Raw genomic sequence first — 23,866 nt, 5'->3', positions numbered from 1 at the left:
TGGCTATTTCCCTTCGGGCTTGGTTTGGTTAGATGCGTTTGCGGCAATCGAGACTCCGAGATTGGACATGACGAAATCGGCGAAGATCTCGTCGTAAAGTGCGGATGTAAAGGGGGCATCTGCAAGAGCCGGAATGGCGGTACTACGACTGTTGCGATGATGGGGACGTTGAGTGTGGTGGCGCCTGGGGATGCTGCGAGGCAGCGGATTGGCATGCGGAGCGTCGACTGGTCGCTCATTTTTTGCTTCGCCGATATCCTCTTGAGCGGCGAGTGCCAGTCCAAGAGCATTGAAAATCGTCAGCAGCTTGTCGAGTCGAATGCCAGTGGCGTCGCCCAGCTCGAGCGATGCGAGCAGGCGCTCCGAAACACCGGCTTTTTTGGCGAGGGCGGCACGGGTGAGACCCTGAGCCTCGCGTGCCTGGCGCACATAGATGCCAGCTTGACGCGGTGTGGTGATGGGAAGGGTATCCATGGCGATCTCCTAATGTGCAGACTTTTGCATATCAGTATGACATGCAAAAGTCTGCACGAAAAGGCATTATGCAAAACTCTGCATGAGACCTCTACATTGACGTTGAGCTTATGAGAGGCGTTTTTTATATCGCGAGAATCCCCAGATGCTCAAGCAAGATCTTAAGCCCGATGAGGATGAGCACGACGCCACCCACGATGGTGGCAGGCTTTTCGTAGCGCGCGCCAAAGGTGTGGCCGATCACTACGCCGGCGACGGAGAAGATAAAGGTCGTGATGCCGATGAGCGACACGGCGGGCATGATGTCGACCGAGAGCGCGGCAAATGAGATGCCCACGGCTAGGGCGTCGATTGAGGTGGCGATGGCGAGGATCAGGTACTCGCCCAGGTCAATCTTTTCGGCATCCTTGCCGTCGCCCTCATCCTCGTCCTCGTCCTCGGTAAAGGCCTCCCACAGCATTTTGCCGCCAATGAAGGCGAGCAGGATAAAGGCGATCCAGTGGTCGATGGGGCCGATGATGCCCATAAACTGGCTGCCAAGTGCCCATCCGATCACGGGCATGCCGGCCTGGAAGCCGCCAAAGAACAGGCCGAGCACTACGGCGACCTTAAGGTTGATCTTCTTCATGCCAAGGCCCTTGCAGATGGATACGGCAAAGGCGTCCATCGAAAGGCCAACGGCGAGCAGCACGAGCTCTGCGAGTCCCATAGTCTGGCTCCCTCTCTGCGGGCGGGCCCGCGTGTACCTCTTGGGGGAGCAACAAAAAGACTAACCTTGGCACATGGTTGGTTGGGTAGTCAAAAGAGCCCGTCCCAAATTAGCCATCTTAGCGGTGTTCGCTCATTCTGTAAGCATCGGATTTCGCGAGCGCCGCGGGGACAAACCGTGAGAAACTATTTAGCGTTTATGGAGCGTATACGATGGGAGCGATGCCTTGGATAAGAACGAGCTGCAAAAGCGTATGGAACAGGCCATCCGCCTGACGGCACCTGGTCAGCCGATCCGCACTGCCCTCGACATGATCATCGCCGGTCACCTGGGCGCCCTTATCTGCGTTGGCGACACCGAAAACGTGCTCGCTGCCGGTAACGACGGCTTCCCGCTCAACATTTCGTTCACCTCGAACCGTCTGTTCGAGCTCTCCAAGATGGACGGCGCCATCGTCATCGACGGCGACCTCACCCAGATCCTGCGCGCCAACTTCCATCTCAATCCCGATCCCTCGCTTGCCACGAGCGAGACGGGCATGCGTCATCGCACCGCCGCTCGCATGTCGGTGCTCACCGATGCCATTGTGATCTCGGTCTCGGCCCGTCGTGCCGTCGTCAACGTGTACGTTCACGGCAAGAGCTACGAGATCCAGCCCGTCACCACCATCATGAGCTCGGTCAACCAGCTCGTCGCCACGCTCCAGACTACCCGTCAGTCGCTCGATCGCTCCCTGCTGCGCCTGACAGCCCTCGAGCTCGACGACTACGTTACGCTCGCCGACATTACCGGTATTTTCTCGAGCTTCGAGATCATGCAGCAGGCAAAGACCGAGCTTAAGGATTGCATCGTCAAGCTGGGAAACCAGGGCAAGCTCGTGCAGATGCAGCTCGAGCAGCTCGCGGGCTCCAGCATGGATACCGAGTATGACCTGATGATCCGCGACTACGCAAGTGATTCTTCCGAGGCTAATGCCGAGAAGATTCGCGCCAACCTAAGCCGTATGACACCTAAGGACCTGTCCGACCCACAGCATGTGGCGGCGGTTCTGGGTTACGACGACCTGGACGAGGACTCCGTCATGACGCCGCTGGGCCTGCGTACGCTTTCGCGCGTGTCCGTCGTGCGCGACGGCGTGGCCGAGAAGATCGTCGACGAGTACGGCTCGCTGCAGGAGCTCATGGACGACATCAGCGAGGATCCGGAGCGCTTGGGCGACTTTGGCGTCAACAACCCTGCCATTCTTGCGGACTCGCTGTACCGCATGAAGGGCACCAAACAGGGGAACGCATAATGGCGCCCGTATGCGCCGTGGTCGTTGCCGGCGGCAGCGGCCAGCGCTTTGGAAATCCCGGCGGCAAGCAGCTCGTTAACGTGGCGGGCCGTCCACTCATGAGCTGGTCCATCCGCGCGTTCGATCGTAGCGACAAGGTCGGCCACATCGTGGTGGTGTGTCCTGCCGAGCGCCGTGCCGAGATGCGCCGCCTGGCCATCGATCCGTTTGACTATGACACGCCCATCAGCTTCGCCGATGCCGGCGATACCCGTCAGGATTCCACACGTGCCGGCGTGCATGCGGTTCCGGCGGGTTTCGAATATGTCGCCATCCACGACGGCGCCCGTCCGCTCATCACGACCGAGGCCATCGATCATGCGATCGACGTGCTTGTGGGCGACCGCGCCCTCGACGGTGTCGTGTGCGGTCAACCCGCGATCGACACGCTCAAGATTGTCGACGGCGACAATATCGTCGAGACGCCGCCGCGCGAGCTCTACTGGGCCGCGCAGACGCCGCAGATCTTTAACGTCGACGCCATGAAGCGCGCCCACACCGCAGCTATCGCCGAGGGCTTTATCGGGACCGACGATTCTTCGCTGGTCGAGCGCATGGGCGGGCGCGTCCGCTGTGTCCAGAGCCCGCGCGATAACCTTAAGGTGACGGTGCCCGAGGACCTGCGTCCCGTAACCGCGATTCTGCTTGGCCGTATGGCCGAGGGAGAGGACCTTCCCCATGTTCAGTAACCTGCGCATTGGCCACGGCTACGACGTCCACCGTTTGGTGGAGGGGCGTCGATGTATCATCGGCGGGGGTGACATTCCCTACGAGCGCGGCCTGCTGGGTCACTCGGATGCCGATGTGCTCGCGCACGCCTTGGCCGACGCCATTCTGGGCGCCTGCCGCGGGGGAGATATCGGCAAGCTATTCCCCGACACCGATCCCGCCTACGAGGGTGCCGATTCGATGGTGCTGCTCGCTCGCGTGATGGACTATGCGCGCGAGCTGGGCTTTGAGTTTGTCGATGCCGATTGCACCATTGCCTGTCAGCAACCCAAGATCACTCCGCACCGCGATGCCATGCGCGCCAACCTTGCCCATGCCCTGGGCGTCGACGTGGAAAACGTGGGCGTCGCCGCCACTACGACCGAAAAGCTCGGTTGGGAAGGCCAGGGCGAGGGAATCGGCGCCTGGGCCGTCTGCCTGCTACAGAAAACCGTTAAGGAGTAACGAATGCGTATCTACAACAGCGCTACCCATAAAAAGGAAGAGTTCCAGCCCATCGAGTCCGGCAAGGTCCGCATGTACGTGTGCGGCCCCACGGTCTACGACAACATCCACATCGGCAATGCCCGCACGTTCATCAGCTTTGACGTGATTCGTCGCTGGCTCATCGCGAGCGGCTACGAGGTCACGTTCGCCCAGAACCTCACCGATGTCGACGACAAGATCATCAAGCGCGCCAACGAGCAGGGCCGTACGGCTGCCGAGGTCGCGACGGAGTTCTCCGACAAGTTCATCGGCGTCATGCGTGCCGCCAACGTGCTCGATCCCGATGTGCGCCCCCGCGCCACCAAAGAGATCGGCCCCATGATCGCCATGATCAAGACGCTCATCGAGCAGGGCCACGCCTACGCCGCCGATAACGGCGACGTGTACTTTGCCGTGCGCAGCGATTCCAACTATGGTCAGGTCTCGGGCCGCAACATCGACGACCTTATGGTTGGCGCGCGCATCGAGGAGAACGAGGACAAGAACGACCCGCTCGACTTTGCCCTGTGGAAGGCTGCCAAGCCCGGCGAGCCCAGCTGGCCGAGCCCCTGGGGCGAGGGCCGTCCCGGTTGGCACACCGAGTGCGCCGCCATGGTGCATCGCTACCTGGGCACCCCGATCGACATCCACGGCGGCGGCTCCGACCTTGCCTTCCCGCATCACGAGAACGAGTGCGCCCAGGCCACCTGCGCCTGGCACCAGGGCTTCTCCAACACCTGGATGCACACGGGCATGCTGCTGGTAGACGGCGAGAAAATGTCCAAGTCGCTCGGCAACTTCTTTACGCTGGCCGAGGTCCTCGAGCAGCATTCCGCTGCCGCCCTGCGCCTGCTGATGCTGCAGACGAGCTATCGCTCGCCGCTCGACTTTTCTTGGGAGCGCTTGGAGGGTGCCGAGAACTCGCTCACGCGTATCGCCGGTACGGTCGAGAACCTGCGCTGGGCCGCGAACCATGCGACGGCCGATGCCGATGAGGCAGCATCCGAGGCGTTTGCCGCCAAGGCCGCCGAGACCCGTGCCACCTTTAAGGAGTGCATGGACGACGACTTTAACACCGCCGGTGCCATGGGTGCCGTCTTTGGCTTTGTGACCGAGTGCAACCAGTACCTGGAGCAGGCGGGCGACGCTGCCGACAAGGCCGCCGCGCTTGCCGCCGCCGATACGCTGGTCGAGCTGCTCGATACGTTTGGCGTTGAGCTCCCCGAGCCCAAGGTCGAGCTGCCGCTGGGTCTGCTGGGTGTTGCCGCCGGCCTGGTCGCCTACACGGGCGACGACGTGGACGAGGCCGCTGCCAAGATTCTCGAGGCCCGCGCCGAGGCCCGCGCTGCCAAGAACTGGGATCTGGCCGACGCCATCCGCGACCAGCTCAAGGACCTGGGCCTCACCATTGAGGATACTGCCGCGGGCACTCGTATTAAATCTCTCTAATCCCCGCGGGTTTCCCAAGCACCCGACCTTGCCGTTCAAACCGTCGCTCGCGTACTCAAGTACGCGTCGCTCCTCTTTCACGGCAATCTCGGGCACTTGGAAAACCCGTACCGACCGCTTGAGCTATTCGTCTTAAGCGGTCGCTTCTTTTGTCCTGTTTGAAAATTTTTTAAAGGAGGCCGTTTTATGGCCGACAATCGCAAGCGTGCGCCTCGTGGCGGCAAGCAGACTGCTTCTGGCTCGCGTCCGATTCGCCGCAACGACCGCGCTGCCACTCCCAAGGGCCAGCGCGATCGCGCCCAGGCCGCACGTCCGCAACGCGATCGTAACCGCGACGCTGTCCAGGTTCCCAAGGGCGAGTTTATCGAAGGTCGTCGTGCTGCCGCCGAGGCACTGCGCACCGGTTTTCCCATCAAGTGCGCGCTCATCGCCGAGGGCGGGGAGCGCGATGCCGCTCTGTCGCGCCTGGTCGATGACCTCAACGCCACGGGCGTCCGCATTAAGTATGTGCCGCGCGCGCAGCTCGATGCGCTGTCGAGCCATGGCGCTCACCAGGGCATTGCGCTCGAGGTGGGCAACTTCCCTTACGCCGATGTCGCCGACATCCTCGACCGCGCAGGCGAGGGCTCGGCGCTTGTCGTGGTGCTCGACCATGTGACCGACGACGGTAACTTTGGCGCCATCGTGCGCTCTGCCGAGGTTGTGGGCGCAGCGGGCGTCATCATCGCCAACAAGCGTGCCGCCGGCGTGACCGTGGGCAGCTACAAGACCTCCGCCGGCGCCGTCATGCATCTGCCTATCGCGCAGGTGCCCAATATCGCCCGTGCGCTCGATGTCCTCAAGGCCGCCGGCTTTTGGGTGGGTGGCGCTTCCGAGCATGCCGAGGGCAGCTGCTGGGATGCTCCCTTTGAGGGCCGCGTGGCGCTCGTCATGGGCTCCGAGGGCGACGGCATCTCGCGTCTGGTGCTCGAGAAATGTGACTTTTTGACCAAGCTTCCCCAGCGCGGCATGACCGAGAGTCTCAACGTGGCCCAGGCGACCACCGCGCTGTGCTTTGAGTGGCTGCGCCGCAATGCCGGCGAGCTCATGGGGGAGGAGTAGCGCATGTCCAAGAAGAACCGCGCCAAGTCCAAGGCCAAGCGCTTTGGCGAAGGCTCGGCCAAGCCGATTGTTTCGGCCGCGACTTATGGCGTGGGCGGCAATGCGTTTGCGCAGGCCATCGCCGACCCGGTCTCGACGGTGCACTCCAATAAGCCCGAGCTGCTGGTGGTCGATGGCTACAACGTGATCCACTGCACGCCGCGCTACGAAAAGCTCGTCTACGACCATTCCGATGATCCGTATTCCAGCGACGTTCACGATATGGCGCGCACGGCACTCATCAACGATGTTGCCGCGTTTGCCCAGGGCCGCTACGAGGCCGTAATCGTGTTTGACGGCGCGGGCAATATCTCCAGCGAGCGCCCCAACCTGCCGGCCCGCGGCGTGCGCATCGAGTTTTCGCCGACGGGCGTATCGGCCGACACCGTGGTGCAGAAGCTCTGCATCGAGGCGCGCGAAGAAGGCCGCGCGTGCTCCGTGGTGTCGAGCGACGGCACGATCCAGGCCGTCGTCATGGGCAAGGGTGTTACGCGCATCTCGAGCCGCATGCTGGTGGACGAGATCAAGCAGATAGATAACGATGTTCACGAGGCAGAGGAAGCTCCGCAGATCAAGATGACCCTGGGCAGCCGCCTGAGCCCCGATGCCCTGGCCAAGCTCAAGGCCCTTCGCGGGAGGTAGGGGAGTATCTGTAGAGACCAGCTACTCGGCTGGTCAATTCACTGGCTTGTAGTTATTGGGTTGTGGACTTGTCATCGCCAAAACGAATAGTTTTTTGTTTTGGCGAACAGATAAAACTATTCGTTCTGGCGAATAGTTTTGAGATGTGGTCGGTCGAAGGGCCTGTTGCGCCCCATCCTCAATTCCTTTATTCTTAATTGGCTTCGCGCGAAAGCGCCAAGTGTGCCAGTGTGGCGCAACGGTAGCGCAACTGATTTGTAATCAGTGGGTTGCGGGTTCGATTCCTGTCACTGGCTCCATGAGAGTTTCGGGCTCTGTCTCTATATGGGACAGAGCCCGTTTCTATTTAGGTGGTGCGCCATCGGGTTAGCGCCCATCCCGTTTTTGGTTTGTCTCGTCCTCCAGTTTGTCTAAATCTGTAACACCAAGACCGATATTCGGCATCTAACTGTTACAGATTGAGATGAAACTTAGGGTGTTTTAGGAATATCTTGATCTGTAACATGTAGAAGTGGAATAGGCCTCTTGCTGTTACAGGTCGAGACAAGGGCGGGCGCGGATCTGGGTGTCCTGCTCGAGCGTGGATTTCTGGATACGCGAGCGAAGAAAATCTCCCGACCGGAGAACGAGCGTGGATAATTAACTTGGATAGGGAGCTAAGGTAAACACCGATTGTCTATCGACGGCTTTAGAAACAACGACCCCGATTTCATTGTGGAATCGGGGTCGTTTGTGCCTCAGGAATCCGAATGGATTAATCGAGCTCCTAAGGAACTTCTTGGGTTCTTGCTAATGGTCTGCCGAGGATGTCCCCAATGCAAACAGCGGGCATCTACTCAATATAGCTGGGGTTCTTCTTGATGATCACGCGTGCAGCGATGAAGGAGACGACGATGGCGATGATGGCGACAACGCATGCCAGCACGAAGTTACCCATGGACCCATCGGGAGCGATAAAGATGAGTGCCGAAAGAAGGCCGGGGCATGCTCCCGCAACATACTCTTTCAGAACAAAGATGCCTGCAGGGAGTCCAGCGCAGAGCGCGCCGATTGCCGTGCCGACAAGCAGGCGGGGACGCTCGATGAGGCAACCGTAGAACGCGGGCTCGGTTACGCCACAGAGTGCGGTGACGGCAACCGTGGTGACCATACCCCTCTTCTCTTTGTTTCCCTTCATGGCAGTTGCCAGGGCGAGGCTCGTGCCGCCAATGCAGAGGTTCGAGATGAATCCAAAGATAATGGGTGCCCAACCGAGCTGCGCCAGGCTCGTAACTTCGATTGCGATGTAAGCCTTATCGAGACCGAGCATGACGAAATAGGGGTTAAGGGCTGCCAGGATCGGAGTAGCGATAAATGCCACGTTGTCCATAAGCCACGTGACGGCATCGCTCAGCGCGTAGCCCATCATGCTGCCGGCGGGGCCAAGGATAATAAGCTCGACGGGCACGACGATGATCATGGTGAGCAGCGGCTTCAAGAACAGTTTGGTAACGTCGGGAATGATCTTCTGAAGGCCGCGGTCGACAAAGTACATGAATACAACGCCCAGTACGATGGGCACTGCCGTACTCGAATAGTCGTTCGTCGGGATGGGAATACCAAGAAAGTCGAGACCCTCGGCACCGCTAATGGACGAGCTGATCATGATCGCGCCCAGCAATGCGCCCATGATGGGCTGCATCTTCATGACGGCCGCGAGCTGATAACCAAGATAAACGGGTAAGAAGCTAAACGAAGCGCTAAAGATCGCCAACAGGACCTGGGCGGTTCCGCTATCGGTGCTCAATCCGCAATAATTGACCAGGAGATTCTTGATCGAAAGAATGAGTCCGCCAACGATGAGCGCCGGGACGATGGGCATGAATACCTGTGCAGAGACGTTCCCGAATTTCTCAATCAAGCCCATGGCGGTGTTACCGCTTTTAATGCCTTCTGCAAGGTCTTTGGCGGTTTGGGCATCGTCGGCAACCGTGCCACCGCCGACTTCGATTCCCGCGAAGTCGAGGAAGTCGTTGTAAGCCTCGGTGACGTTGGGGCCGATGATCACCTGAAGCTGGCCACCGCTGACTACTGCCCCGAGCGCCTGATCGGCCGATTTGGCGAGCTGGAGATCGATGATCGAGGTGTCTCGTGCGTCGATGCGAAGGCGCGTCGCACAATGAGTTACCGATGTAATGTTCTCTTTGCCGCCAACAGCCTTTAGGACTGTTTCGGACATTGCCTGATATTTCATCTCTTTCTCCTAACCTTCCTGCTCCTGATACTTCGAGATAAGGTCTCGGTACCAATACCAGCTCTTTTTGGGGGTGCGCTCCAGATTGTTCTCGAAGTCGATATGGACAAGTCCGTATCGTTTTTCGTAGCCGTTGATCCAGCTATACAGATCCATCGTCGACCAGAGGTAGTAGCCCTCAACGCGCGCGCCGTCGCGCTTAGCCCTCATCATGTGCTCGATGAACTGGCCCAGAAGCTCGATGCGGTCATCATCGTGGATCATTCCGTCTGCGTCTGGTTGCTCATAGGCGCCATGTCCGTTTTCCGTAATAAAGATGCGGGGCGCGTCATAGCGCTCGTGGACATCCATGATGGTTGAATACATGCAACCTGGGAGTATTTCGCGGCCCCATTTATTGCGGGGAACATTGCTGTCGCGGGCGCTTTCAAACAAGGGCGCAATGCATTTTCCTTCGACCTTTTTGCTCGAACCGCCCTTATTGTTCGCCGAAACGGCAAGCTCTCCACCGTGCCAGTCGGTTACATACTCTCGGCAATACACGTTGAGTCCAATAAAATCGACTTTACCGTCTCTGAATTCTTCTACGTCATTTGGGGATCGATAGAGCGAGACGCCAAGTTTTTCAAGGATTTCGTCCATTTCTGGCGGCAGTTGACCCTGAAGCGCTGGTGCCAGAATCATGCGATTGGCGAAAAAGTCTGCGTATCGAAATACGTCATCAGGGTGCTCGGTTGCCGGGTCGAGTTCGACAACGCCGCCATCGTGGACGGCGCCGATGATGCCGTCGTAGCCCATTTGACGATATGTTCGGACTGCGAGTGCGCTCGCGCGCATCAGGTTGTACTGAAACTGCATGTACGACTGAACGTCGAGCGATCGATTGGGGGGATAGTTGCCCAACATGTTTACGCAGTAGCTGTAGAAATGCGGCTCGTTAACGGTAGCCCAGATTTTGACGCGGTCTCCAAAGCGCTCAAAGCAAATCTTGGCGTATTTGCAGAACCACTCTGCCATGTCGTTGTTCAGCCATCCGCCTTTGCAAGCAAGCGTGAATGGTAAATCGTAATGGAACAGCGTAACGTTGGGCTCTATGCCATTTTCGAGGCAACAATCAATGACCCGATTATAAAAATCGATACCCTCTTCATTCACTTCGCCGATACCCGTGGGGATGATTCGACTCCATGAAAGAGAGAAGCGATAAGTGTTTTGTCCGCCTTCTTTCATCATGCGGATATCTTCTTCATAGCGATGGTAGAAGTCGCAAGATACATCACCGTCAACATGGTTGATGTTCTTATTGCTTGTGTGGCTAAAGAAATCCCACTCGCCAAGGCCTTTGCCGTCTTCGTTCCAGGCACCCTCGCACTGATAAGACGCCGTGGCGGAACCCCAGAGAAACGGCATGTTGTTCACGTTGTCCATGAATCCCCTTTCCATCATTCAACACGGTGGATACGTGTGGCGGAATTACGATTAAGATGACGTCAACTGATTTGAATCATAGGAGAACGACCAAAGCTGTTTGATTCAATAAATGAACCATGATTTCGAGGAGAGCGGAAAGAGGGATCACGTGAATATCAATGACTTCGATGTGCTCAATCGCATTAGCTCAATCATCAACAGCGAGTTTGGGTCAAACGATGCCGCCATCGCTCGATATCTCATCGCTCACATTAGGCGTTCGAGCGAAATCAATGTTGCCGCAATAACCCGCGATGCATTCGTGACCCGTTCCGCTGTTCGTCGTTTCTGCAATCGATTGGGCTACCAGTCTCTTAGCGATTTGAAAGAATCATTTACTCAATCAGTCTTTCCAAGCGACTTAAGCCATCGAGAGGAGGAATTTGGCTACGAGGAGTACAGGGCAGAGCTCGACGTTCGCATGATCGAGATGTTCGCTGAGGTTGAAAGCGGCGTGTCCGATATCGCTATTAAGCACCTTGCCGACGAAATTGATGGCCATAAAAACGTTGAAATCTGGTGCACCAATAATGTGAGCGCCAATCTCGTACGATTTCAGCAGGAAATGTTTTATGCGGGCAAGATAGTTCGCATAGTTGCTGGGGCCAACGTCGCGGAATTGAAAAACATGGGAGACGTTTCGCAGTCATTGATAATTCTCGTATCGGTCTCCGGGCTATTTGCGTCACAGGCACGTGAGTATCTTGATTGCCGTTCGGGCAGGAAGATTCTAATTACTGCGTTTAGCAACGATGACAAATCGAGGTCTTTTGACCGTGTATATCGTCTTGGTAATGCGGGAAACGGAATTGACCGACTCGGCGTTTATTCGAAATATGCCATGACTTATTTCTTCGACTTGCTATCGTCGTGTTACTTGAGTCGCTATCCCTGCACCAAGGGGGAGCCGCTCTATGGGTCTACTTTGGCCTGGCCCGAGTAGTTCGGCTCTATAGTTCTCCCGCCTAGAGAATGAGCGTGGATAATCTGCCAATTTGGCCTCAGAAACACGCCAAAAGTGGGAGATTATCCACGCTCGATGTCAAACGGGAGAAAATCCACGCTCGATTGTGCCGGTGAAGGCCGATCACGACCTATGTAATAAGCGCAAGGGATCCGTTATCGAGGGTCGAGACTGCAGGCATACTCCATCACGCCAAAGTGTGCCCTTGGGAAATGACACCGGCATTGCCAAATTCATCACTCCACATAATCAAACTCAGCAAAACCGCAGGTCACGGCTATATAGATACGCCCGGAACCGTGTATCTAGAGGTTTTCGTTGACAGCCCCTAAGGTTGCATCGTATTATCTTTTTCGTTCGCGGGGGCGGCGGTCCAAAAGACCAAAGAACCTGCGGATACTTGAACGATTGGGAGTTTGCCCGAGTGGTTAATGGGGACGGGCTGTAAACCCGTTGGCTCTGCCTACATAGGTTCGAATCCTATAGCTCCCACCCGTCAAGTGCCTGTATAGCTCAGTCGGTAGAGCACTTCGTTGGTAACGAAGAGGTCACCAGTTCAAGTCTGGTTGCAGGCTCCATCCGGCGGTGTAGCTCAGTTGGTTAGAGCACACGGTTCATACCCGTGGCGTCACTGGTTCGAATCCAGTCACCGCTACCATAGGTAACACGGTGGCTTCTCAATAGTATGTTGAGAGGCCACTATGGTATAAAGGCAAAGTCCCGTCCGGGGACGACCTGTTAAGAGGAGGGCTTTATGGCCAAAGAGAAGTTTGAGCGCACTAAGCCGCATGTTAACATCGGCACCATTGGTCACGTCGACCACGGCAAGACCACGCTGACCGCTGCCATCACCAAGGTTCTCTCCGAGACCGAGGGCTGCAAGGCTGACTTCACTGCGTTCGAGAACATCGACAAGGCTCCCGAGGAGCGCGAGCGCGGCATTACGATCTCCGTCTCCCACGTCGAGTACGAGACCGCTTCCCGTCACTACGCTCACGTTGACTGCCCGGGCCACGCTGACTACGTCAAGAACATGATCTCCGGTGCTGCTCAGATGGACGGCGCTATCCTGGTCATCGCCGCTACCGACGGCCCCATGGCTCAGACCCGCGAGCACATCCTGCTCGCCCGTCAGGTCGGCGTTCCCTACATCGTCGTCTTCCTGAACAAGTGCGACATGGTTGACGATGACGAGCTCATCGACCTCGTCGAGATGGAGACCCGTGAGCTCCTCTCCGAGTACGATTTCCCCGGCGACGACATCCCCGTCATCCGTGGTTCCGCTCTGGGCGCTCTCGAGGGCGACGCCAAGTGGATGGACGCCATTCGCGAGCTCATGAACGCTGTCGACGAGTACATCCCGACGCCTGCTCGTAACAACGACCTCCCGTTCCTGATGGCCGTTGAGGACGTTATGACCATCTCCGGCCGTGGTACCGTTGCTACCGGCCGTGTCGAGCGCGGTGAGCTCAAGCTCAACGAGCCCGTCGAGATCGTCGGCATCAAGGATACCCAGAACACCGTTGTTACCGGTATCGAGATGTTCCGTAAGTCCATGGACTTCTGCGAGGCTGGCGACAACGTCGGTCTGCTGCTCCGTGGCATCAAGCGTGAGGACATCGAGCGCGGCCAGGTTCTCTGCAAGCCCGGTTCGGTTACCCCGCACACCAAGTTCACCGGCGAGATCTACGTTCTGACCAAGGAGGAGGGCGGCCGTCACACCCCGTTCTTCGATGGTTATCGTCCTCAGTTCTACTTCCGTACCACCGACGTTACCGGTACGGTCAAGCTCCCCGAGGGCACCGAGATGGCTATGCCTGGTGACCACATCACCATCGAGGGCGACCTCATCCACCCGATCGCCATGGAGGAGGGCCTGCGCTTCGCTATCCGCGAGGGTGGCCACACCGTCGGTTCGGGCATCGTCTCCACGATCATTGAGTAAACTAGCTCTTTGATATAGCTGACTTAGAGAACCCGGCACTTATTTGGGTGCCGGGTTCTTTTCTGCAATGGATATTGAGCCGTTGCTGGTGTCGAGAGGATCGATAATGGTTCTGGGTACACCGTCGATTAGATCTCGCTGGCCCCATTGATGTGTTCCAAATATGAATGGATCCACCGAGAACCAATTGATTCGAGGTTTTCATTGACAGCACTTACATAGAGCTGATAAAGTACCATCTCGTGCCCGTACGGGGCGGATATGAAAGGTTCAGGATACATGCGTACTCTAGTTACTCTTGCGTGCACTGAGTGCAAGCGCCGCAACTATACGACCACCAAGAACAAGGCGAACATGCCTGATCGTATGGAGATCAAGAAGTATTGCCCCTGGTGCCGTCACCACACGCTGCACAAAGAGACTCGCTAGTCTCTAGTCACATACGCCAGTAGTTCAATTGGTAGAGCATCGGTCTCCAAAACCGAGTGTTGAGGGTTCGAGTCCTTCCTGGCGTGCCAGTCATTATTCCGTAAGCTCCCAATTGGGGGCTTACGGTTTACTCATGTATAAGCGCATTGCGCGGAGGTAACCCAAATGGCCAACAAGAAGAACAAGAAGAAGGCTCAGCAGCCGGCACCTGCCAACAACGCTGCCGCCAACTCCAAGGTTGAGGCCAAGAAGGCCGTTGCCAAGAAGAACGAGAAGGCTGCCAAGTCCAAGAAGAACGAGAAGCCTGGTTTCTTCGCCCGCAGCAAGAAGTATTTCGCTTCGGTGAAGTCCGAGATGAAGCGCGTCACGTGGCCCGATAAGAAGGAACTCGTGAACTACTCGGTCGTCGTTTGCGCTTCTCTGATCGTCGTCGGCGTCGTCATCGCTCTGCTCGATGCTGGCTTTGGCGAGGCTCTTGCTCTGTTCTCTGGATTGAGGGGCTAAACCATGTCTAAGCGTTGGTACGTCGTTCACACTTACTCTGGATACGAGAACCGCGTTAAGTCCGATCTCGAGCATCGTATCGAGACCATGGGCATGCAGGACCGTATCTTTGATATCGAGATTCCTATGGAGCGCGTCACCGAAATTAAAGAGGGTGGCAAGCGCGAGACCAAGGATTCCAAGATCTTCCCGGGCTACGTCCTGGTTCGCATGGAGATGGATGACGATGCATGGACGTGTGTTCGCAACACGCCCGGCGTCACCGGTTTCCTGGGCGGCAACGGCAAGCCCGCTCCGCTTTCCCGCGACGAGTACAATAAGATGACTCGTCGTCCCGGTAAGGGCGATTCGCCCAAGCGCACCTCGGTCGATATTCAGGTCGGCACGTCCGTCCGCGTCACCGATGGCCCGCTTACCGACTTTGATGGCAAGGTCTCCGAGGTTAATACCGAGGCAGGCAAGCTCAAGGTCACGCTGATGATCTTTGGCCGCGAGACGCCGGTCGAGCTCGACTTTAACCAGGTCGCTGTCATCGCTTAAGTTTGCGTCCGTTCGCGCGAGCGTGCTTCTTCTGTGACTGCTCATCTCAGGAGTGCTTCTAACACGTGCGTGCTTACGATATAGCAAGTACTTCACACTCGTGATTCGAAAGGAATGACCATGGCTGAGAAGAAGGTTGCCAACGTCATTAAGCTCCAGATTCCTGCTGGTGCAGCTAACCCCGCTCCTCCCGTCGGCCCCGCCCTGGGCGCTGCTGGCGTGAACATCATGCAGTTCTGCCAGGCCTTTAACGCCGAGACGCAGGACAAGAAGGGCGACATCATCCCCGTTGAGATCTCTGTCTACGAGGATAAGTCCTTCTCCTTCATCACCAAGACCCCGCCGGCGGCTCACCTCATCAAGAAGGAGCTGAACCTCAAGTCTGGTTCCGCTAAGCCCCAGGCCGACAAGGTTGGTCAGCTCTCCCAGGAGCAGCTCACCAAGATCGCCGAGATCAAGATGCCGGACCTCAATGCCAACGACATTGAGGCCGCCAAGAAGATCATCGCCGGTACCGCCCGTTCCATGGGCGTCACCATCGCTGAGTAGCGATTTCTTATGGTAACGACGGGTGCTCCGACCGGGGCGCCCGTTAAATGTGTGCAATAGGGCACACGATACGATGTGGGAGGGCTCACGCCCGTTTAACCACAGGAGGTAATGCACATGGCTAAGCATGGTAAGAGCTATAACGCCGCTGCCGAGAAGATCGACCGCGCCACGCTCTACACCCCCCTTCAGGCTGCCAAGCTCATCAAGGAGCTCGACACCGCCAAGTTCGACGAGACCGTCGAGGCCCACTTCCGTCTGGGCATCGATACTCGTAAGGCTGACCAGAACATCCGTGGCTCCATCTCCCTGCCCCACGGCACCGGCAAGACCGTTCGTGTTGCCGTCTTCGCCGAGGGCGAGAAGGCCCGCGAGGCCGAGGCCGCCGGCGCCGACATCATCGGTTCCGACGAGCTCGTCGCCCAGATCCAGAAGGGCGAGATCAACTTCGACGCCGCTATCGCTACGCCGAACATGATGGCCAAGGTTGGCCGCATCGGTAAGATCCTTGGTCCCCGTGGCCTCATGCCGAACCCCAAGCTCGGCACCGTGACCATGGACGTCGCCAAGATGGTTTCCGAGCTCAAAGCTGGCCGCGTTGAGTACCGCGCCGACCGTTACGGCATCTGCCACGTGCCCTTGGGCAAGAAGTCCTTCTCTGAGCAGCAGCTCGTCGAGAACTACGCTGCCCTGTACACCGAGATCCTGCGCGTCAAGCCCTCTTCTGCTAAGGGCAAGTACGTCAAGTCCATCTCCGTGTCTTCCACCATGGGCCCTGGCGTCAAGGTCGATCCCGCTATCCAGCGCGACTTCCTGGCTGAGTAACTAACAGTTACTGCCTGAGCAAAGCAAGCATTGCTAAAGAGACCCGGTTCTGCCTCGTGCAGGACCGGGTCTCTTGCTATTGAGTCAACGAAACCACCACGAAGGGGACAGGCACCCTTGTGGTGGTTTTACTTGTGTTGTACTTTAGCGCGATGTAGTACTACCCGAGGCCGAAGGGAGCCCAACATGTTTAAGAACACGCAACAGCTCCTAGGCCTAGCGCTACTAGATTGGATAGCGCGCTAGGGTTGTAATCTCGCTATAACGATTTGTTGTACCCGGGTGCGCTATCGTCTGCCGCTTTCAGGCGTGATGAGCGACACGGGTATTTTTCTATCTCTAGGCCTTCTCTCTCTCCTGAAAGCCATCTGTCATAAAACGGTCAATCAGGAGGAACATATAAGCCGCAAAATCACAATCTTTGACGCCACCCTGTGCGACGGTGAGCAGTCGCCGGGCGCCAGCATGAATACCGAGGAAAAGCTCTTCATCGCCCGCCAGCTGGTGCGCATGAACGTGGACGTTATCGAGGCGGGCTTTCCCGTCTCGAGTCCTGGTGACTTTCGCTCCGTACAGGAGATTGGCAAGATTGCGGGCGACCGATGCACGGTATGCGGCCTGACGCGCGCTGTCGACAGGGATATCGAAGTGGCTGCAGAGGCGCTCAAAACGGCCCAGAGGCCCCGTATCCATACAGGGCTGGGTGTGAGCACCAGTCACCTGCGCGACAAGCTCCATATGACTGAGGAAAGGGCAATTGAGTGAGCGATCCATGCCGTCAAACATGCTCGCAAGTTCGTTGACGATGTTGAGTTTTATGCCGAGGATGCCGGCCGCTCCGATCAGGAGTTTCTGGTGCGCATTATCGAGGCGGCCGTAAAGGCCGGTGCCACGGTCGTGAACATCCCCGATACGATGGGCTACAACATGCCGTGGGACTTTGGCGCCCGCATCCGTGACCTGCGCGGGCGCTGCGGGTGCGGCCGGTCAGCGTGCGGTCGACGTGATGGAGTATCGCGAGTACGAGATTGAGCGCATTGCGCGCCAGGCATTTGAGGCGGCGCGCAAACGTCGCGGCAAGGTGACGAGCGTTGATAAGCGCAACGTGCTGGAGACGAGCCGCATGTGGCGCGAGATCGTGCATCGCGTGCAAGACGAGGAGTACTCCGACGTGGAGCTTGAGGACCTGCTCGTCGACAACGCCGCCATGCAGCTCATCAGTCGACCGGCAGACTTTGACGTCGTGGTGACGGAGAACATGTTCGGCGACATCCTGTCCGATGAGGCGGCTCAGATTACCGGATCGCTCGGTATGCTTGCCTCTGCCTCGCTGGATGATGGCGTATCGCTGTTTGGGCCGAGCGCTGGCAGCGCTCCTGACATCGCGGGGCTCGGCGTGGCCAATCCGCTGGCTCAAATCTTGTCGGTGGCGATGCTGCTGACCTACGCGCTCGACATGGGCGAGCAAGCCGCGTGGATCGAGAGCGCCGTGGCGCGCGTGCTCGACGAGGGCTGGCGCACCCGTGACATCGCCGATGTCAACACCCCGGCAGATAAGATCCTCGGCACCACGACGATGGGCGACAAGGTCGTCGCCGCGCTGTAGGCGATGCCGATTCAAGCTGTCAAATATCTCAATCTGTAACATCTAAGGGGCAAAATCGTTCCTACCTGTTACAGATTGAGATTTTCGGCTGAGCATCCGTGGTCTGTCTCGATCTGTAACAGCTAACCGATTATTTGGGCCCTACCTGTTACAGATTGAGACAAACCGTTGGGACAGGTCGGACGAGTCAGTAAAACCACCACAAAGGTGCCGGTCCCCTTCGTGGTGGTTTTTAGCGCAACGAGGTGTTCCCAGCCGACCATACGGGCGGCCTTGCGCTCACGCTGCTCGATGACAGCGCATCTTTAGACGCGAAGTGCGGAACCGGGTGCATATACGAGCCGCGTAGCGTTACGAATTCATGGGAATGACCGTATCGCCAATTTGTACGCTTGCAATCTTGTCTGTGTCACAAACTTGCGAGAACGGCCAGGTCTTGTGGACATCAGTGGTGCCGTTATCCAGTTTATTTGCGAAATAGCCGCTGTGGCTGGTTGCGTCCTCAACATGACCGTCTTTGAACGTCACGATGAGGGGTATGTTGCCAACGGCATCCATAGACTCCTCCATGTTTTGAGACATCTTGCCGCTGTTGTTGTCGTGTTCGATGGAACGATCTATGTTGTAGCGGACTGAAACGCCAACGCAGGATACGGTGGCCTCTTGAATCGTCGCCTTGGTGCCGTTAAAGTTGACCGATTTGGGCGCGGGAATCGTAACGGATGTATCTTCGTAATTCAGCTGGAACTTAAGATCCCATGGGCCCGTAAGTATTTTCTTATACTCGGGAAGCTCTTTGCCAGCACGTGGCACAACGAGAGAGTTGATATGCGTGCGGACGGTCCTGCCCATAAGGCCGGGTGATTCAACGCTGAACTGTGCAAAGTATTGAATGCTGGAGTCATTGGGGTTCTTGTCAATGAGCCATGATTGGCCTTGGCCGCCATGCTCGCCATCAACGTATACGTTTCCATCGACACTTCCGGCGATAGTTCCGTTCTCGCCCGGCTCGGAAAGCTTTTTCAGGGCAGCAGGATCGTCGAACGTAAGCGTATAGGCGATGGTAACCATATCCTTGTCGCCCATGATGGCGTCGGCGGTCACGGTGACTCCGTTGTTGGAGCAGCTAGCACCGACGGGCCGGCCAATACGGTCGATGATCTCGGTTTGAGAAGCAGGTCCGTCAAAGATGTCGGAAAGCATGTCAGAAGGAAGCGGCAGGACGCCTGTTGCCATAGCCGTGCCAGCGTCTCCAATGACGATAGCGAGGACTGCCGTTACAGCGGCAATGCGAGCGACTGGTCTTACGGGATGGCGGGCGATGCGCGGCTTGCGTCGCGTGCCATTAAAGTTGCTTTGAGCGGTCGCCGCATCGCTTGAGGCGACGGACTGAGCAATCGAGTTTGCCATGTGCTGCTTCGCATTATCGGTAAACGAAATGTGCTCCAGGGCGTGGCGATAGTCATTCGAATTCGTAGTCATTGTGGTCTCCTTTCAAGGAAAGCCGAAGTGACGCACGTCCGCGGCTAAGGTGCTGGGCGGTTGCAGCTGGCGTCGCGTGAACGGCGTCTGCGATTTCCCTGATGCTCATGCCTGCGTAGTAGTGCAAAAAGATGGCGATGCGCTGTGCTTGAGGCAGGGCCGTGACAGCGGAAAGAATGGCGCAGTCGCGTTGCGCGAATTCTTGCTCGGTATGTGTTACGGGTGCGCAGAAATCGGGGAGCGAATCGAGGTCGACAACCGGGTGATTCGCGTGCGTACGGCCGATATCGCGACATGCGTTCAGTGCGACTCGGATCACCCAAGCACGTTCGTGTTCGAGCGAGTCGAACGGTTGAGTGCGTTGGAGAATCTTGATCAGCGTGTCCTGGCAGATGTCTTGAGCGTCGTCAGCGGATCCAAGGGCCGAATAGCACAATCGAAGGATGAGGTCGGAATACGTGTCGACCAAGCGCTTTGCTTCCCGCTCGATCTGATCGGCATCGCATCGGAGCGTGCTATTGCGGTTACGGCGTGCAGGCATAGTGTCACCTCCAATTGGTCGTGGTGGATATAGGGAAGGCGTCTCGCGAGGTCCCTCTACATACAACACGGTCGAGACTGCATAAGTTGACAAAAAAAGACGGCACGTGAGCGCCGTCCTTACAAAACAATGAGTGTTCTCGTTAATTACACAAGCACCGTGATGGACAGGTCGGACGAGTCAGCAAAACCACCATAAAGGTGCCTATCCCCTTCGTGGTGGTTGTTGGCAGTTACCAGGGGGTTCTGGCGGTTGAAGACTCGATTGCTTCGTGGCGTTTGAGCTCGCGGCGCATGGTTTGCGAGTTGAGCCAAGCGGCCTTCCAACCGCGCGTGGGGTAGCGCGCCTCGTCAATTTCGATCTTGGTATAGCCGCAGGCGTTGACAATCTTCGTTCCGCATGGGTGTTGGCGCTCGCGTTGAAAGTTGGGGCCGTAGCTTTGGTGCACATGCCCGTGAATCATATAGTCGGGACCCCAAGACTCAAGAGCCGCATTAAAGCACTCGAATCCTCGATGCGGCAGGTCGTCCAGGTCGCCCATGCCTGCGACGGGTGCATGGGTAAGTAGAATATCGCATCCGTCTACCAGTGCGATTTTTCGCGATAGCTTGCGCATGCGTTTTGCCATCTCGCGCTCGGTATACATGTTCGCGCCGTCGCGGTAGCGCATGGAACCGCCCAGACCCGCAATGCGAATACCTCGGTACACATATACGCTGTCCTCAACACAAATGCACCCGCCCGGTGCATGGCGCGCGTAGCGGTCGTCGTGGTTGCCACGAACGTACACAAGCGGTTTGTTGATGACAGTGACCAAAAACTCAAGATAGTCCGGATCCAGGTCGCCTGCGGATAGAATCAGGTCAACGTCCTCAAAGCGCTCCTTGCGAAAACATTCCCACAGGCAGCGCTCCTCTACATCGGCAATGGCTAGGATATTCATAGGGCACGGACCTCCGGCTCGTTATCGAGCTGCGGAATCGAGCCTATAACGTTGTCAGCCAGCCAGTTCATCTCGACAATCTGCGTACTCGGCAGGGGAGGGAAGCCCTCAATCTGAACCACGCCGTCCTGGCTGTGGAGCTCGCCGCCAAATGGGTTGATGGAGCCCTCGACAATGCCGTTGCGAAGCAGCTGCACAAGTTTACGCGTCTGATAGGGTAGGCCCGGAGCGTAGCGAATATCGATGACGCCGGAGCTCATACCGTACCAGTAGTTGACGGCGCGCACCTGCTGGTCATCGGCGGTCTCGTCCCATGTGCCGTGCAGTAGGCTGCGTACGATGAGTTCGTAGTAACGGCCCCAGTTCCATACCGGCATAGCAATACCGGTAACTTCCTTGCCGTTTACCAGACGGTGAAGCCCGTAGGCGGTGGGGTCCTCGAGAGACTTGGACATATCGGCGCCGGTCATGACGCTCACGCCCTCGCGACACATGGCTTCGGCAAGACCGCCGGCGGGAACATCTCCCCAAGTGAGGATAATCTGCGCACGAGGGTCGAGCAGCGAGGCACCGATAGCGAAGGCGTTGATTTCGCTCAGCGCGCCCGAGGCGAAGACCGACGCATGGTAGCCAATACGGTGGTTGTCGGCCATGCTGGCGGCAAGGGCGCCCAGTAGGAACTTGGCCTCGTACATCTTTCCAAAGTACGAGCGGACGCTTTGGTGGGGAAGGCCGATTGAGCAGTTAAGGAACCGCACCTGGGGATACTCGACTGACGCCCTGAGCGTGTATTCCATGAGCCGGTGTGAGGTCGAGAAGATGACGTTCGCCCCGTGCTTTACGGCTGTCTCGACGGCGGCGTAGAACACGTCCGAATCGTGGCAGTCCTCGAACGCCTCGGTGCGCACGATGCCGCCAAAGTGCTCATCAAGATACCGGCGGCCCTGGTCGTGTAGGCTGTCCCAGCTCGACGTGGCACAGGGAAACTCGTGGATAAAGGCGATTCGCATGGGATTGGCAGTGGAGTAGACGGTCTTGCTCATAAAGAAGTTGAGCACGCCCGAGGTAGCTTTTGTCGGTGCGCCCTCTTTCTCGTTGGGCTGCGGCGCTTCGACAAGATCGACTTTGTCCTCGTCGCTTTTGCCGGCAATGACAAGCTCGCGCCAAATCTTGCACAGACGGTTGACGACGATATCCGTCGGCGTATCCAGCAGACGGTCCTGGTTGTAGACGTTGAGGTAGACGAGCATGGCATCGGCAGGCGTAATGTCCAAGTGGTCGCCGCCCGCGCGAAGATAGGCGCGCTTAAAGAGCAGGAAGGTGTGACGTAGGTAGTCGACCTTCTTTTGAGGCCATTTTTCGACAAGATCTTGGCCGAGCATTTTGGCAAGCATCTCGTAGCTGCCCTCGCGCGAAAACTCAATCTCGTACAGGGGGCATACGTACCAAAAGGCGCAAAACTCACCGTACAGGCGGCTCTCGACGGAATCCCACTTACCGGGGTACAGACGCGTCACCTTGGCCGAAACCGTCGGAGCGTCAAGGAATTTGAGGACGCTGACACGCTTGTTGCCCTCTTGGACGTAAAAGCGGTGCATGAACTCGGTGACGATGATGGGGTCGCGGTAGCCCTCGGAGATTTGGATATCGTAGAGGTTGGACCATTTGCGGGCGAATTCGGTATTCCAGGGGAGCAGCGGCATAAAGTTACACGAAAAGGCGGACTGGCGACCTTTGGTAACCGTGCCGACGACCATTTCGAGCGGAATGTCCCGCAGGCCGATGTTCTCGCGCTGCCCGCAGGGAAGCTGGGCGACCAAGCTGTCGAGGTCCGTAAGATATGGATGCTCGCTTTGGCTTATGGCGCGACGGCGTCCCTGTTCGCCGCGCTTGCGCGCTTGACGATAGGCCTCTTCCATGGTGTCTACTCCCTTAGTCGTTTAAACAACGATATGAACCATGGTACCACGATGCGAAACCACCACAAAGGTGCCTGTCCCCTTTGCGGTGGTTTTAGGCGATGATGGGGGCGATGGCGCGGATGCAGGCGTCGGCTGCCGTAAAGGTGGTGCTGTCGTCACTGACGATAAAGATGATCTTACCCTTAATGCCAAAGTCGCCGATCTCGCTAAAGAGCACGTAGGGTTCCTTGTCAAAGCCCGAGATGGGTGAAACGGCGACCTTGGTGGCACAGGCGAGCTCGTCTGCCAGCGCATCGAGCGAGTCCCACTTTGACGTGTCCTTCACCGCGACGGGAACGACAACGCGTCCAAAGGGCATGAGGTGCACGAGTGTGTTCTTGGAGATGTTGGAGTTGGGGACGATGATGGTCTGTCCGCAGGCGTCCTCGATGGTCGTGTGGCGCCAAGTGATGTCCTGGACCACGCCCGACACGCCGCCGACCTCGATATTGTCGCCGGGCTTGATGATGCCCATAAAGGTCACTTGCATGCCGCCGATAAGGTTTGATAGCGTGTCCTGAAAGCCGAGCGAGATGGCGATGCCGCCGACGCCAAGAGCGGCGACGAGCGCGTTTGCGTTAATGCCAAAGCAGTTGTCGAGGATAAAGCTGCCGCCGATCATCCAAATGACGGCACGCGCGATGTTGATGAAGATGCTCGATGCGGGAAGCGGGTTGTCGTCTCGGTTGAGTAGGTGGCGCAGGGTCTTGGATGCCACCTTGGCGGCGATGGCGGTGACTATTACCAAGATGACGGCCCAGATGATGTTGTGGACCCAGCGCTGCTCAAAGAAATGAAGAATCGGTTCAAACAATTCCATGTAGGGAAAACCTCCTAATGATCATTCAACCATGATACCCACCAAAAAGCCCGTCCGATCACATCGGACGGGCCGATAACTTGAGATGGGGTGGCCGCGGTGGCGTAAGCTGG

General features: G+C 57.5%; 23 protein-coding genes, 5 tRNA genes and 1 pseudogene. 20 read left to right on the top strand and 9 right to left on the bottom strand.

Annotated features, from left to right (window positions below):
• Positions 1-3: 3 nt before the first annotated feature.
• Both DWZ15_RS06560 and DWZ15_RS06555 read right to left on the bottom strand, forming a co-directional pair.
• Positions 4-474: a helix-turn-helix domain-containing protein gene (locus DWZ15_RS06560; RefSeq protein ID WP_118450031.1), complete on the bottom strand. Its 471-nt coding sequence runs from the start codon at positions 472-474 to the stop codon at positions 4-6.
• Between the two features lie 124 nt (positions 475-598).
• Entirely contained in the window at positions 599-1,183 is a 585-nt protein-coding gene (locus DWZ15_RS06555; protein ID WP_118450029.1) for a manganese efflux pump MntP family protein, read from the bottom strand.
• 253 nt (positions 1,184-1,436) lie between these two features.
• Between DWZ15_RS06555 and disA the strand changes: the two genes are divergently transcribed.
• The 7 genes from disA to DWZ15_RS06520 all read left to right on the top strand — a co-directional run bounded on the left by disA (position 1,437) and on the right by DWZ15_RS06520 (position 7,240).
• A complete protein-coding gene (gene disA / locus DWZ15_RS06550; RefSeq protein ID WP_369831362.1) occupies positions 1,437-2,477 on the top strand; it encodes a DNA integrity scanning diadenylate cyclase DisA in 1,041 nt (346 codons plus the stop codon).
• Positions 2,477-3,205 (top strand): 2-C-methyl-D-erythritol 4-phosphate cytidylyltransferase, encoded by a 729-nt coding sequence (gene ispD / locus DWZ15_RS06545; protein WP_118450027.1) that lies wholly within the window; start codon positions 2,477-2,479, stop codon positions 3,203-3,205. The genes disA and ispD overlap by 1 nt, the downstream gene beginning before the upstream one ends.
• Positions 3,195-3,689: a 2-C-methyl-D-erythritol 2,4-cyclodiphosphate synthase gene (gene ispF / locus DWZ15_RS06540; RefSeq protein ID WP_118385095.1), complete on the top strand. Its 495-nt coding sequence runs from the start codon at positions 3,195-3,197 to the stop codon at positions 3,687-3,689. Before ispD ends, ispF begins: the two co-directional genes overlap by 11 nt.
• A gap of 3 nt (positions 3,690-3,692) precedes the next feature.
• Positions 3,693-5,159: a cysteine--tRNA ligase gene (gene cysS, locus DWZ15_RS06535; RefSeq protein WP_117799684.1), complete on the top strand. Its 1,467-nt coding sequence runs from the start codon at positions 3,693-3,695 to the stop codon at positions 5,157-5,159.
• A 186-nt stretch (positions 5,160-5,345) separates the two neighbouring features.
• A complete protein-coding gene (rlmB, locus tag DWZ15_RS06530; RefSeq protein ID WP_117655049.1) occupies positions 5,346-6,260 on the top strand; it encodes a 23S rRNA (guanosine(2251)-2'-O)-methyltransferase RlmB in 915 nt (304 codons plus the stop codon).
• Between the two features lie 3 nt (positions 6,261-6,263).
• Positions 6,264-6,941, top strand: a complete 678-nt coding sequence (locus DWZ15_RS06525) for an NYN domain-containing protein (RefSeq protein WP_006234978.1) — start codon at positions 6,264-6,266, stop codon at positions 6,939-6,941.
• Positions 6,942-7,165: 224 nt separating this feature from the next.
• A tRNA-Thr gene (locus DWZ15_RS06520) sits at positions 7,166-7,240 on the top strand.
• A 533-nt stretch (positions 7,241-7,773) separates the two neighbouring features.
• Here DWZ15_RS06520 and DWZ15_RS06515 read toward each other — a convergent pair.
• Entirely contained in the window at positions 7,774-9,174 is a 1,401-nt protein-coding gene (locus DWZ15_RS06515; protein WP_118450025.1) for a PTS transporter subunit EIIC, read from the bottom strand.
• Positions 9,175-9,183: 9 nt separating this feature from the next.
• Positions 9,184-10,602, bottom strand: a complete 1,419-nt coding sequence (locus DWZ15_RS06510; protein ID WP_117646059.1) for a glycoside hydrolase family 1 protein — start codon at positions 10,600-10,602, stop codon at positions 9,184-9,186.
• Positions 10,603-10,753: 151 nt separating this feature from the next.
• On the opposite strand from DWZ15_RS06510, the gene DWZ15_RS06505 reads away from it, so the two are divergent.
• The 13 genes and pseudogenes from DWZ15_RS06505 (at position 10,754) to DWZ15_RS06445 (ending at position 18,006) form a co-directional block, all read left to right on the top strand.
• Complete coding sequence (locus tag DWZ15_RS06505) at positions 10,754-11,587, top strand: MurR/RpiR family transcriptional regulator (protein ID WP_158550121.1); 834 nt, start codon at positions 10,754-10,756, stop codon at positions 11,585-11,587.
• Positions 11,588-12,018: 431 nt separating this feature from the next.
• Positions 12,019-12,100, top strand: a tRNA-Tyr gene (locus DWZ15_RS06500).
• 10 nt (positions 12,101-12,110) lie between these two features.
• Positions 12,111-12,186, top strand: a tRNA-Thr gene (locus DWZ15_RS06495).
• A 3-nt stretch (positions 12,187-12,189) separates the two neighbouring features.
• Positions 12,190-12,266: transfer RNA gene (locus DWZ15_RS06490), tRNA-Met, on the top strand.
• 96 nt (positions 12,267-12,362) lie between these two features.
• Positions 12,363-13,553: an elongation factor Tu gene (tuf, locus tag DWZ15_RS06485; protein WP_089572520.1), complete on the top strand. Its 1,191-nt coding sequence runs from the start codon at positions 12,363-12,365 to the stop codon at positions 13,551-13,553.
• Between the two features lie 279 nt (positions 13,554-13,832).
• Complete coding sequence (gene rpmG / locus DWZ15_RS06480; RefSeq protein WP_102372646.1) at positions 13,833-13,982, top strand: 50S ribosomal protein L33; 150 nt, start codon at positions 13,833-13,835, stop codon at positions 13,980-13,982.
• 13 nt (positions 13,983-13,995) lie between these two features.
• Positions 13,996-14,071: transfer RNA gene (locus DWZ15_RS06475), tRNA-Trp, on the top strand.
• Positions 14,072-14,147: 76 nt separating this feature from the next.
• Positions 14,148-14,486 carry a preprotein translocase subunit SecE gene (secE, locus tag DWZ15_RS06470; RefSeq protein WP_118450023.1) on the top strand — a complete coding sequence of 113 codons (339 nt, stop codon included), beginning with the start codon at positions 14,148-14,150 and terminating at the stop codon, positions 14,484-14,486.
• A 3-nt stretch (positions 14,487-14,489) separates the two neighbouring features.
• A complete protein-coding gene (gene nusG / locus DWZ15_RS06465; RefSeq protein ID WP_006234984.1) occupies positions 14,490-15,026 on the top strand; it encodes a transcription termination/antitermination protein NusG in 537 nt (178 codons plus the stop codon).
• Positions 15,027-15,146: 120 nt separating this feature from the next.
• Positions 15,147-15,575, top strand: a complete 429-nt coding sequence (gene rplK, locus DWZ15_RS06460) for a 50S ribosomal protein L11 (RefSeq protein ID WP_117745792.1) — start codon at positions 15,147-15,149, stop codon at positions 15,573-15,575.
• 117 nt (positions 15,576-15,692) lie between these two features.
• Positions 15,693-16,400: a 50S ribosomal protein L1 gene (gene rplA, locus DWZ15_RS06455; protein WP_089572518.1), complete on the top strand. Its 708-nt coding sequence runs from the start codon at positions 15,693-15,695 to the stop codon at positions 16,398-16,400.
• Between the two features lie 312 nt (positions 16,401-16,712).
• Positions 16,713-17,432 (top strand): annotated as a pseudogene (locus tag DWZ15_RS06450) (hypothetical protein).
• Positions 17,341-18,006: an isocitrate/isopropylmalate family dehydrogenase gene (locus DWZ15_RS06445; protein ID WP_226790685.1), complete on the top strand. Its 666-nt coding sequence runs from the start codon at positions 17,341-17,343 to the stop codon at positions 18,004-18,006. The pseudogene DWZ15_RS06450 and the gene DWZ15_RS06445 overlap by 92 nt, the downstream one beginning before the upstream one ends.
• A 351-nt stretch (positions 18,007-18,357) precedes the next feature.
• Here the strand turns inward: DWZ15_RS06445 and DWZ15_RS06440 are convergent, their stop codons facing one another.
• The 5 genes from DWZ15_RS06440 to DWZ15_RS06420 all read right to left on the bottom strand — a co-directional run bounded on the left by DWZ15_RS06440 (position 18,358) and on the right by DWZ15_RS06420 (position 23,753).
• Positions 18,358-19,488, bottom strand: coding sequence for a DUF4179 domain-containing protein (locus tag DWZ15_RS06440; RefSeq protein ID WP_118450021.1), 1,131 nt, complete (start codon positions 19,486-19,488; stop codon positions 18,358-18,360).
• Positions 19,469-20,029 carry an RNA polymerase sigma factor gene (locus tag DWZ15_RS06435; protein ID WP_117583099.1) on the bottom strand — a complete coding sequence of 187 codons (561 nt, stop codon included), beginning with the start codon at positions 20,027-20,029 and terminating at the stop codon, positions 19,469-19,471. Before DWZ15_RS06435 ends, DWZ15_RS06440 begins: the two co-directional genes overlap by 20 nt.
• A 232-nt stretch (positions 20,030-20,261) precedes the next feature.
• Positions 20,262-20,972: a metallophosphoesterase gene (locus DWZ15_RS06430; RefSeq protein ID WP_117639531.1), complete on the bottom strand. Its 711-nt coding sequence runs from the start codon at positions 20,970-20,972 to the stop codon at positions 20,262-20,264.
• A complete protein-coding gene (locus tag DWZ15_RS06425) occupies positions 20,969-22,891 on the bottom strand; it encodes a BMP family ABC transporter substrate-binding protein (protein ID WP_118377409.1) in 1,923 nt (640 codons plus the stop codon). The genes DWZ15_RS06430 and DWZ15_RS06425 overlap by 4 nt, the downstream gene beginning before the upstream one ends.
• 94 nt (positions 22,892-22,985) lie before the next feature.
• Positions 22,986-23,753, bottom strand: a complete 768-nt coding sequence (locus tag DWZ15_RS06420; protein WP_117635370.1) for a mechanosensitive ion channel family protein — start codon at positions 23,751-23,753, stop codon at positions 22,986-22,988.
• Positions 23,754-23,866: the final 113 nt, after the last annotated feature.

This window comes from Collinsella sp. AF29-7AC (assembly GCF_003475665.1).
Lineage (GTDB): Bacteria > Actinomycetota > Coriobacteriia > Coriobacteriales > Coriobacteriaceae > Collinsella.
This window is presented reverse-complemented; position numbering and strand designations above follow the sequence as displayed.